The organism is Rheinheimera metallidurans, from assembly GCF_036983985.1.
Classification (GTDB): Bacteria; Pseudomonadota; Gammaproteobacteria; order Enterobacterales; family Alteromonadaceae; genus Alishewanella; species Alishewanella metallidurans.
The window spans coordinates 123983-133364 of record NZ_JALAHQ010000006.1 but is presented as its reverse complement, the minus strand read 5'-3'; the positions used below and the strand labels follow the sequence as shown (position 1 = coordinate 133364).

Below are 9382 nucleotides of genomic sequence, written 5' to 3'. Positions count from 1 at the left end.
GATTTTTGACTCTATTTCTAAAACCCCTCGGAGAGTGCGCTAGCGCTCTACCCCGTGGCATGGCGCGCATTATAGGGGGTTTTAATTGTCGTGCAAGCGGTTATTTCAGAAATATTACACTTTATGAATCGTTCGCATAAAGTTTCAACGATCAGCGCTTTTTAGCAGCATTTATTGCATAATATCTCGGCATTGGAGGGAATTATGACGATAAGAGCCTATAAAGGTATTTTACCAACTCTTGGTAGAGCAGTTTATGTAGATGAGTCTGCGGTAATAGTGGGCAATATAGTGTTAGCGGATGATGTTAGCATTTGGCCGCTAGTCGCCGCGCGTGGCGATGTAAACATTATGCGCATTGGCGCACGTACTAATATTCAAGACGGTTGTGTGCTGCATTTATCGCGCCCGAGTAAAGGTAAGCCTAATGGTTCACCGCTTATAATAGGTGAAGATGTTACTGTGGGGCATAAGGTAATGCTACATGGCTGCACGCTAGGTAATCGCATTCTGATTGGTATGGGCGCTATTGTTATGGATGACGTAATAGTAGAAGACGACGTTATTATTGGTGCGGGTAGTTTAGTACCACCAGGTAAAACACTACAAAGTGGCTATTTGTATGTGGGCAGCCCAGCTAAGCAAGCTCGGCCGCTTAATGATGGCGAAAAAGCTTTTCTTAGTGAGTCTGCCGCTAACTATGTCGTATTAAAGGATGAGTATTTAGCCGACGCTTAAATCCAAAGCTCTGCGGTTTCATTAACTGCGTCGTCAGCAATCGCTTGCTCGACGCAATCTTCCCAGCTAAACGCATTGGTTATAACCTCTTGCAAGAACTCGGCACCATCTTGTTTGGCCGGAATGGCAATAAAGCACTGCACTTTAAAGCCTGCAACTAAGCAACTGAAACATACCGCGCTGCGCGCTGGCACTAGATGAAAATCATTATTAAAGATCAGCTGCTGATTCATATAGCTAGCTGCTGCTTTAATCGTGTTAGTACTGGCGCAATATCCGGCTTTTTTCCGCGCCAAATATAAAACGCCTCAGCAGCTTGCGCGACCAACATACCCAAACCATCAACTTGTTGCTTTGCGCCCTGCTGCTTACTCCAACTCATAAAAGCGGTAGGTTGAGCTGCATAACTCATATCGTAAGCTAACTCTGTATGTTGTAGATGCTCACCGGCGATATCAGGCCGCTGATGACTTAAACCAGAGGAGGTAGCATTTATAACTAATGGATATGGCTGATGAGGGATCTGCGCAAAACCACAAGCCAACACTCGACTATCAAAACTTGCAGCGATACTGTGCGCTTTTTCTGGCGTGCGATTAGCTAGTACTACTTGGCTAACGCCCGCATCGAGTAACGGACCAACTACGCCCCTACTGGCGCCACCCGCACCTAGCAGTAATATTCGACAAGCATTTAAGTTAATGCCTAAACGTTGTAAATCGTTAACCAAACCTATGCCGTCGGTATTATCACCATGTAGTTTTCCACTCTCGTCAAAATAAAAGGTGTTTACCGCACCTGCTAGTTTTGCCCGTTCAGAAACACTATCGGCCAACTGATACGCCTGTTGTTTAAATGGCGCAGTAACATTGGCGCCACACCCACCTTGCGCGACAAACGTTTGCCAGCTGTCGGCAAAAGCATCGACTGGTGCTAGAATGGCCTCGTAGCTCAGTTGCTGCTGGCATTGCTCAGCAAATTGAGTATGAATAAAGGGTGATTTAGATTGCCCAATCGGATTTCCGAATACAGCATAACGGTCCACAGCAAATGTCCATTAAGAAGTTAGTACAGATGATTTTTAATAAAACCACGGTAAATAGCAAGCAACATCCTAGCCCTGAGCAAACCCCTTATATATTGATGGGTGGCGAAGATACGGTACGACGCTTAGCTAACCGCTTTTACGACATCATGGCAAGCGCGCCAGAAGCTAAAGAACTCTATGCTATTCACCCACTACCGCTCGATAACATTCGGCAGAAATTTTTCGAGTTTTTATCTGGTTGGTTAGGTGGCCCGGCGTTATTTGAAGAAAAATACGGCCACCCTCGGCTACGTGCTCGGCATTTACCCTTTACTGTAAATGAGCAATTACGTGATCAGTGGATGTTTTGTATGGATAACGCGTTAAATGAAGTAGTTGAACATAAAATGCTGCGTGAAGGCATTCGCCAGTCGATAGGCCAACTGGCAAGCCATATGATTAACTGCTAACGATTAACACCTAACCAATCTTGCGGTTTTAAATAGCGCTCATATAATAACGCTTCTGGGCTGCCAACCTCAGGTGCAAAACCATATTGCCAGCGCACTAACGGCGGCAAAGACATTAAGATTGATTCGGTACGACCGCCACTTTGTAAACCAAACAACGTGCCTCGGTCATATACCAAGTTAAATTCAACATAGCGGCCGCGACGATATAGCTGGAATTGTCGCTCTTTATCACCAAAGCGGGTTGCTTGACGTTTTTCGACGATAGGTAAATACGCTGGCACGAAGGCTTCACCTACTGCCCGCATTAAAGCAAAACTTTGCTCAAAGCCTGGTGCATTTAAATCGTCAAAAAATAAGCCGCCAACACCACGCGTTTCATCACGATGTTTTAAGTAAAAGTAATCATCACACCATTTTTTATAGTCAGGGTAATACTGTTCACCAAAAGGCTCAACCGCCGCTTTAGCCGTTTTATGCCAGTGTACAACGTCTTCTTCAAATGGATAAAAGGGCGTTAAGTCAAAACCACCACCAAACCACCATACCGGCGTCTCGCCGTCTTTTTCGGCGATAAAAAAACGCACATTAGCATGCGTTGTTGGCAAATACGGGTTATTAGGGTGGATCACTAGTGACACACCGCAAGCATTAAAACTACGACCCGCTAATTCAGGACGATGTGCGGTAGCGGATGCTGGCATATTGGCACCAAACACATGCGAGTAATTAACGCCGGCTTGCTCAAATACTTTACCGCCAGTAAGTACCCTACTTTTACCGCCGCCGCCTTCCGGTCTTTGCCAGGCATCTTCAACAAAACACGCACCGCCGTCGGCCTGCTCTAACGCTTTACAGATATTATCTTGCAGCTGCTGCAAAAACTGCTGTACTGCGTTTAAATGTTGGTGTGGTTGACTGTGTGTCACCTTAACTCCTTATAATGTCGCCGGTTACAGCATGACGAATTTGACTAGGCTGCGTGGCACCGCCTAGCGAACCTGGCATAATTGCCGACAATTTGTTACCTAAATGCAACTCAAGTTCATCACGCTTAGTTATAGCAGGACAGCCAGATAAATTAGCACTAGTAGATACCAAAGGCTTACCGTAGTCAGCACATAATGCATGCACTACAGGATGCGCGCTTACCCTCACGGCGATAGAATTAAACTGGCCAGTAATCCATTTGGGTGCCGCTTTACTGGCTGGCAATATCCAGCTGATGTGGCCAGGCCAACTCGAAAAAATTTGGTAGCGTTTTTCTGGTGGAATGGCTTTATCATCAACGTAGGGTAATAACTGTGAATAGTTTGCAGCGACTAAAATAAGCCCTTTATCTACCGTGCGCTGCTTAATAGCTAACAATGCCATTACTGCGGTTTCGTTGTCTGGATCACAACCCAAGCCATACACTGCTTCGGTTGGATATGCGATGACACCACCGTCTTTTAATGCTTGTAATACACGCTCTAATTCTAACATTGGCTATACCCATTCCAACAAATTTAACAAAAAACACAGTTAAAATTTTCTTCATCAGCGCAAATCGCTATAATAGCGTCTTCGCGCGCTTAGTTCATCACGTTCAGAAGGAAACAATCATGCAAGTTGGCATCATCATGGGTTCGACCTCAGACTGGCCTACTATGAAACACGCTGCTGATATGCTGGATAAGTTTGGTATTGCTTATGAAACCAAAGTTGTTTCCGCACATCGCACACCACAATTATTAGCAGATTATTCTAGTTCTGCGGCAAACCGTGGCTTAAAAGTAATTATTGCCGGTGCAGGTGGCGCAGCGCATTTACCTGGCATGGCAGCAGCCTTTACTAGCTTACCAGTGCTAGGTGTGCCAGTGCAGTCTAAAGCATTAAAAGGTATGGATTCTTTATTGTCTATTGTGCAAATGCCAAAAGGTGTAGCAGTAGGCACCATGGCGATTGGTGACGCCGGTGCGGCAAACGCAGGCTTATTAGCAGCACAAATTCTTGCTACGCATGATGCCGAACTAATGAAAAAGATAGATGCCTTTCGCCAAGCGCAAACCGATTTGGTATTAAGCCAGCCTGACCCGTCACAGGTACAATTATGAATGTATTAGTGTTAGGCGCTGGGCAATTAGCGCGAATGATGTCTTTAGCCGGTGCTCCGCTTAACATCAGCATTAGTGCTTATGATGTCAATACCGATAGCCTAGTGCACCCGTTAACCCAGCAAAACTTGGGTACCGGCCTTGCTAATGCTATTGCTGCCGCCGATATAATTACCGCAGAGTTTGAGCATATTCCGCTAGCAATACTTGAACAGTGCCAAAAAAGTGGCAAATTTTTCCCCGGCGAAACCGCGATTAAAGCCGGAGGCGATCGCAGGCTGGAAAAACAATTACTAGATAGCGCTAACGTGGGCTCTGCGGCTTATCATATAGTGAACAGCGAAGCTGACTTTAATCAGGCTATTAGTAAGCTTGGCCTGCCGTTAGTGTTTAAAAGCGCCCTAGCTGGCTACGATGGTAAAGGGCAATGGCGGCTAAAGCAGGCTGAAGATACCGCCGCTTTATGGCAGAAAATCAGCGCCTTTTTAGCTGCAGATCCGCAGCAGAGCATTGTTGCTGAGCAATTTATTCCGTTTCAACGCGAAGTATCTTTAATTGGCGTACGCCGCGCTAATGGCGATATAAAAGTGTACCCATTAACCGAAAACCATCATGTCAATGGTGTGCTTAGCGTGTCGTTAGCCGTCGCAGGAAATGAGCAATTGCAGCAACAGGCCTGCCAGATGTTTACTGCCCTAGCAAATAAACTAGACTATGTTGGCGTGCTATCAATAGAGTTTTTTGATTTAAACGGCAAATTACTAGTCAATGAAATAGCACCTCGGGTACATAACTCGGGGCATTGGACGCAGCAAGGCGCCGATATTTGCCAATTTGAACAGCATCTACGTGCAGTATGTAACTTACCCTTAGGCAGCACAGCACTAATAAGGCCTAGCCTAATGGTTAACATTTTGGGTGAAGATGCTGTACCAGAGAGTATTTTAACAATACCGGGGCTACATTTACATTGGTATGGCAAAAGCAAAAGGCCGGGCAGAAAAATGGGCCACATTAATTTATCTGCACCGAACAATGCAGAATTAAAAGCAAGATTTACACAGTTAATTAATTTATTACCTGAAGCTATATTTCCTGAACTACAGCAAATGGTTAATAGGATAAGCTAGCCATCAATACCGGCAGCTTCGGCTGCTGGTTGTTTTACACCGCAACCCTTATCCGCGCAGTACACACCCTGCTTCTTCTCAATCAGTAACGTAAAACCACAATGACAACAAGCGCCAGCTATCGGTGAATCATTGAGTAAGAATTTACACTTAGGGTAATTATTGCAACCCCAAAATTGTTTACCAAATTTACTGGTACGCTCAATCAACTGCCCTTGTTTGCATTTAGGGCAAGCAAGCCTGTCAACTTCGGGCTGTTCATGCTGCTCATTAACCACAAAGTGACAATCAGGGTAATTAGTGCAGCCAATAAACATACCATAGCGGCCATTCTTTACCGCTAACGCCGAGCTGCATTGTGGGCAAGCTTCGGTTTCTAACACCTTTACAATCGTTGTTTCATGCGGATGCAAGGCCTTAATATAATGGCAAGCCGGATAGCCACTACAGCCCAAAAACGGCCCATTTTTGCCCGACTTCATTGCTAAAACTTGGTGGCATAATGGGCAAAGCTGCTGCTGTTGTGGTAAAGCAAATAGAGCGGAGTCGTCGGTCATAAAATAAGGCCGCTTAATGCAGCGGCCCTTCTGGTTCTTCAAAAATTAAATCTTCCATCTGGGCATAAGCAGATTCATTACCTGGCACATTAAATAGCACCATTAATACCACCCACTTTAAGTCCTCTAAACTTATGCTATTACTATCTAAGTCCATCACTCGGTCTATTACCATTTCTCGAGTTAACGCACCCAATACATTAATTTGCTCTAAAAACAGCAAAAAACCCCGACATTCAACATCCATTTTCGCCAACTCAGGCGCACTATAAATGCGGGTAGCATTGGAAATACCGTGCGACAAATAGGGTTTAACATGGCTCTCCTGCAATGCAGACAAGTTATCAAGCCATTTTAATGCTTTAAAAATATCATCGTCATGAAAACCTGCACGGCTTAACTCTTTGGTCAGATCGGCATGATTAACGTAAATATCAGATTCATTATGAATATAGTTTTCAAACAGATAAACGAGGATATCAAACATACTTAGCCACTCCTCACTCTTATGTAGCCACCAGGAACTGCTGCTACTTCACCTGCTAACTCCAGTTGCAACAACGCTATAGCTGTATCAGCAACAGCTAAACCGCTGCGCTCTGCAATTAAGTCAACTGCGGTAACTTCATCTGCTACGTTAGCCAACAACTGACGGGCAAACAAGTCTAATTCAGTACTTTTTTCTGGTTCAGTAACATTAGTTATGTTGCTTTGATTAAAAAAACTCCACTCCTCTATTATATCGGCCACTGAGGTTACTAATTTAGCGCCTTGTTGGATTAAACTATGGCAACCCGCAGATTGCGGGCTGTAAATGGGTCCAGGTACAGCAAACACATCCCGACTATATTCTGCGGCTAAATTAGCACTAATTAGCGTGCCACTTTTAAGCCCCGCCTCAACCACTATAGTGCCAATACTTAGGCCTACCACTATACGGTTACGCTGTGGAAATAGTTCTGCTCTGGCTTGTACATCCGGAAAATATTCAGACACTAACGCTCCCTGTTCCACTATGGCTTCAGCTAACGCTTTGTTACTCGCTGGGTAGACTTGCTCTAAACCATGCCCCAATACTGCAATAGTTAAACCTCCAACACTGAGTGCGCCCTTGTGGCTTTCGCTATCAATACCTCGCGCCATACCACTGGTAATAACATAACCTTGTTGGCTTAGTTCACTAGCAAAATTAAAGGCTACCTTACGACCGGTCGGAGTTGGCTGCCTACTACCTACCATCGCTAACTGCTGTTGTGCTAATACATGCGGGTTGCCCTTAACAAACAACAATAACGGCGGCTGTTTAGTTTGTTTAAGTAATGCAGGGTAAAGTGGATCGGCAAATGTAAGTATATGGTGATTACAGGCTTGATTAAGCCACGACAGTGCATAGTCAGCTTTATCTTGCGCTTCGTATGCCAAAATATGGGCTTGGCGCTCAGTAAAGCCGATATTGCGTAAAATGCTGGCGGGTTGTTTTACCAACTCAGCCACAGAAATTTGCTCGCTAAGACGCTGGAACTTCAAGCCATCTAGGCCATGCACAGAGGCTAAAGCGAGCCAGTTTCGGATATCATCCATAAAAACTGGCTCCATAAAGCAGGTTACAGGTTTGCTATAGTATCGCCTACACGAATTGGCTGTTGAGTTTTAGTAACAATACCAAAGCTAACATTCTCAGATACTTTAAACACCATTAGCTCGCCGACTTTTTCTCGTGGTAACGCGATAGTATCATCGCCAAAATTTTTGAACATTTTTTGTAATTTAGTGGCATCTTCAACATAAACAGGGCCATTTTTGCCATCAATAACCGTTGGCGAGTTACGATAAATGCCCAGCATATGACCTGGCTTTAGCTCATTTAAGCTACCGCGGTTTAATACCACAATGTCCCATTTAGAAAATTCTCGCAGATTTGACGTTGTGTCTATAATAGTACCGTTAATTTCAAACTCTGGCTTTTGCATCACAAAAAACGCGGGCAATGCTTGACCATCTAATGCAGGCATAACTCTATCACCCTGCTTAATCTCGCGTTTAACGCTTAATACTTTTAGCGATGCCGCCTCGATTGGCGTGCTGTCGGTAGCATCACGACCCGCACGAAATGCCCGAGCGGTTGCAACTAGCGTAGTTTCGTAACCTAATAAGTCACCCGTTTCTAAGTCGATATAAGGCTTACCTTTGCGATAAACGCCGTATGATGCACCCGGTTCCAAAACACCTTTAGTATAAATAGTGTGGTCACCAACTGAATTTTTTACGTTAGCATTTGAGCCTAAAACATAAGGCAACGCAGCAATTTTCTCTTCGCTAAGCGCCTGCTCAAAAGTTAAGTAATGACGAATCATGCTTAATGGCAATGTACTTACAGCCTCGCCACCCTTCATCGTTTTGCGAATACCGGGCGATAAGCGTTTTGCATTTTCGTTAACCATCAAACGCGGTCTGCCTTGCGCATCGTAAGTTAACGTAAGTGTGTCGCCAGGGTAAATTAAATGTGGATTATCAATTTGCGGGTTCATTTGCCACAATTGTGGCCATAACCAAGGCTCATTTAAATATAGGGCTGAAATATCCCATAACGTATCGCCTTTTTTAACGACATAGCTCGCAGGAGCATCATTGCGAATTTTTAGCACGTCCGCCAATACATTAAAAAAGCCACTCATAATGATAAGAGTGACCAAAATTGCAAATTTTTTCAGCATGCCTGCATCCTTGAGCTATATCTTATTGTAATTATTGTACACTAAGCTGTTCATACAGCATATTAATGGCTAAAATTAAAACATATCACAACCCCTGAAACAAAGCATATTTTTGTAGGTATTATGGCAGTTTTACATGTTTTACATTATCCAGACGAACGACTCCGTACGATAGCCGCTCCGGTTGATAAAGTGACGGCTGAGGTTAAGCAATTAGTGGCGGACATGCTCGATACCATGTACGCCGAAAACGGTATTGGCTTAGCCGCAACCCAAGTTAACGTGCATCAACGCATAGTGGTTATTGATATTTCTGAAGACCGTAACGAACCTATGGTATTTATTAACCCGGTAATTTCAACTCGTAGCGGTGAAACTAGCTATGAGGAAGGCTGCTTGTCGGTGCCACAAAACTACGCATTAGTAGACCGCGCTGCTGAAGTAACGGTTAAAGCCTTAGATAAAAATGGCGAAGAGTTTGAGCTTAATGCTGATGGTTTATTAGCTATTTGCTTACAGCACGAACTAGACCATTTAGTTGGTAAATTATTTATTGATTACCTGTCACCATTAAAACGTGACCGTATTCGGAAAAAATTAGAAAAAGAAGCCAAAATGGCGCAGCGTCACGCGCTGTAATCAGGAAGTAC

At 44.3% G+C, this 9382-nt stretch carries 13 protein-coding genes; 5 read left to right on the top strand and 8 right to left on the bottom strand.

Annotated features, from left to right (window positions below):
* Positions 1–204 precede the first annotated feature (204 nt).
* The gene (locus tag MN199_RS14045; protein WP_335739864.1) at positions 205–738 is read left to right on the top strand and encodes a gamma carbonic anhydrase family protein; all 534 of its coding nucleotides are present in this window, start codon (positions 205–207) and stop codon (positions 736–738) included.
* On the opposite strand, the gene MN199_RS14040 is transcribed toward MN199_RS14045, so the two are convergent.
* Complete coding sequence (locus MN199_RS14040) at positions 735–971, bottom strand: DUF1488 family protein (RefSeq protein ID WP_132580788.1); 237 nt, start codon at positions 969–971, stop codon at positions 735–737. The two genes, MN199_RS14045 and MN199_RS14040, sit on opposite strands and share 4 nt — an antisense overlap.
* Positions 968–1783: a shikimate dehydrogenase gene (gene aroE / locus MN199_RS14035; RefSeq protein WP_335739863.1), complete on the bottom strand. Its 816-nt coding sequence runs from the start codon at positions 1781–1783 to the stop codon at positions 968–970. Before aroE ends, MN199_RS14040 begins: the two co-directional genes overlap by 4 nt.
* A 5-nt stretch (positions 1784–1788) precedes the next feature.
* On the opposite strand from aroE, the gene MN199_RS14030 reads away from it, so the two are divergent.
* Positions 1789–2235, top strand: a complete 447-nt coding sequence (locus MN199_RS14030; RefSeq protein ID WP_335739862.1) for a group II truncated hemoglobin — start codon at positions 1789–1791, stop codon at positions 2233–2235.
* On the opposite strand, the gene hemF is transcribed toward MN199_RS14030, so the two are convergent.
* Both hemF and tsaC read right to left on the bottom strand, forming a co-directional pair.
* A complete protein-coding gene (gene hemF / locus MN199_RS14025; RefSeq protein ID WP_335739861.1) occupies positions 2232–3164 on the bottom strand; it encodes an oxygen-dependent coproporphyrinogen oxidase in 933 nt (310 codons plus the stop codon). The two genes, MN199_RS14030 and hemF, sit on opposite strands and share 4 nt — an antisense overlap.
* A 1-nt stretch (position 3165) precedes the next feature.
* A complete protein-coding gene (gene tsaC / locus MN199_RS14020; RefSeq protein ID WP_335739860.1) occupies positions 3166–3720 on the bottom strand; it encodes an L-threonylcarbamoyladenylate synthase type 1 TsaC in 555 nt (184 codons plus the stop codon).
* Positions 3721–3839: 119 nt separating this feature from the next.
* Here tsaC and purE point away from each other — a divergent pair, with 119 nt between their 5' ends.
* Positions 3840–4331 (top strand): 5-(carboxyamino)imidazole ribonucleotide mutase, encoded by a 492-nt coding sequence (gene purE, locus MN199_RS14015; RefSeq protein WP_132580777.1) that lies wholly within the window; start codon positions 3840–3842, stop codon positions 4329–4331.
* Complete coding sequence (locus MN199_RS14010) at positions 4328–5461, top strand: 5-(carboxyamino)imidazole ribonucleotide synthase (protein WP_335739859.1); 1134 nt, start codon at positions 4328–4330, stop codon at positions 5459–5461. The genes purE and MN199_RS14010 overlap by 4 nt, the downstream gene beginning before the upstream one ends.
* Here MN199_RS14010 and MN199_RS14005 read toward each other — a convergent pair.
* From MN199_RS14005 to MN199_RS13990, 4 genes are read right to left on the bottom strand one after another with little or no spacing between them, the layout of a single operon-like run.
* On the bottom strand, positions 5458–6018 hold the full coding sequence (locus MN199_RS14005) for a DNA topoisomerase family protein (RefSeq protein ID WP_335739858.1): 561 nt from the start codon (positions 6016–6018) through the stop codon (positions 5458–5460). The genes MN199_RS14010 and MN199_RS14005 overlap by 4 nt on opposite strands.
* Before the next feature lie 13 nt (positions 6019–6031).
* The gene (locus MN199_RS14000) at positions 6032–6505 is read right to left on the bottom strand and encodes a DUF494 family protein (protein ID WP_132580768.1); all 474 of its coding nucleotides are present in this window, start codon (positions 6503–6505) and stop codon (positions 6032–6034) included.
* Positions 6506–6507: 2 nt separating this feature from the next.
* Positions 6508–7599, bottom strand: a complete 1092-nt coding sequence (gene dprA / locus MN199_RS13995) for a DNA-processing protein DprA (RefSeq protein WP_335739857.1) — start codon at positions 7597–7599, stop codon at positions 6508–6510.
* Positions 7600–7622: 23 nt separating this feature from the next.
* Positions 7623–8732 (bottom strand): LysM peptidoglycan-binding domain-containing protein, encoded by a 1110-nt coding sequence (locus MN199_RS13990; protein WP_335739856.1) that lies wholly within the window; start codon positions 8730–8732, stop codon positions 7623–7625.
* Between the two features lie 123 nt (positions 8733–8855).
* Between MN199_RS13990 and def the strand changes: the two genes are divergently transcribed.
* Positions 8856–9371, top strand: a complete 516-nt coding sequence (gene def / locus MN199_RS13985) for a peptide deformylase (RefSeq protein WP_132580759.1) — start codon at positions 8856–8858, stop codon at positions 9369–9371.
* Positions 9372–9382: the final 11 nt, after the last annotated feature.

Excerpts from the sequence above, each read along its gene's own strand:
- MN199_RS14045 (WP_335739864.1), top strand. The coding sequence starts at position 205 with ATGACGATAAGAGCCTATAAAGGTATTTTACCAACTCTTGGTAGAGCA.
- MN199_RS14040 (WP_132580788.1), bottom strand. The coding sequence starts at position 971 with ATGAATCAGCAGCTGATCTTTAATAATGATTTTCATCTAGTGCCAGCG.
- MN199_RS14030 (WP_335739862.1), top strand. The coding sequence starts at position 1,789 with ATGTCCATTAAGAAGTTAGTACAGATGATTTTTAATAAAACCACGGTA.
- tsaC (WP_335739860.1), bottom strand. The coding sequence starts at position 3,720 with ATGTTAGAATTAGAGCGTGTATTACAAGCATTAAAAGACGGTGGTGTC.
- purE (WP_132580777.1), top strand. The coding sequence starts at position 3,840 with ATGCAAGTTGGCATCATCATGGGTTCGACCTCAGACTGGCCTACTATG.
- MN199_RS14010 (WP_335739859.1), top strand. The coding sequence starts at position 4,328 with ATGAATGTATTAGTGTTAGGCGCTGGGCAATTAGCGCGAATGATGTCT.
- MN199_RS14005 (WP_335739858.1), bottom strand. The coding sequence starts at position 6,018 with ATGACCGACGACTCCGCTCTATTTGCTTTACCACAACAGCAGCAGCTT.
- MN199_RS14000 (WP_132580768.1), bottom strand. The coding sequence starts at position 6,505 with ATGTTTGATATCCTCGTTTATCTGTTTGAAAACTATATTCATAATGAA.
- dprA (WP_335739857.1), bottom strand. The coding sequence starts at position 7,599 with ATGGATGATATCCGAAACTGGCTCGCTTTAGCCTCTGTGCATGGCCTA.
- MN199_RS13990 (WP_335739856.1), bottom strand. The coding sequence starts at position 8,732 with ATGCTGAAAAAATTTGCAATTTTGGTCACTCTTATCATTATGAGTGGC.
- def (WP_132580759.1), top strand. The coding sequence starts at position 8,856 with ATGGCAGTTTTACATGTTTTACATTATCCAGACGAACGACTCCGTACG.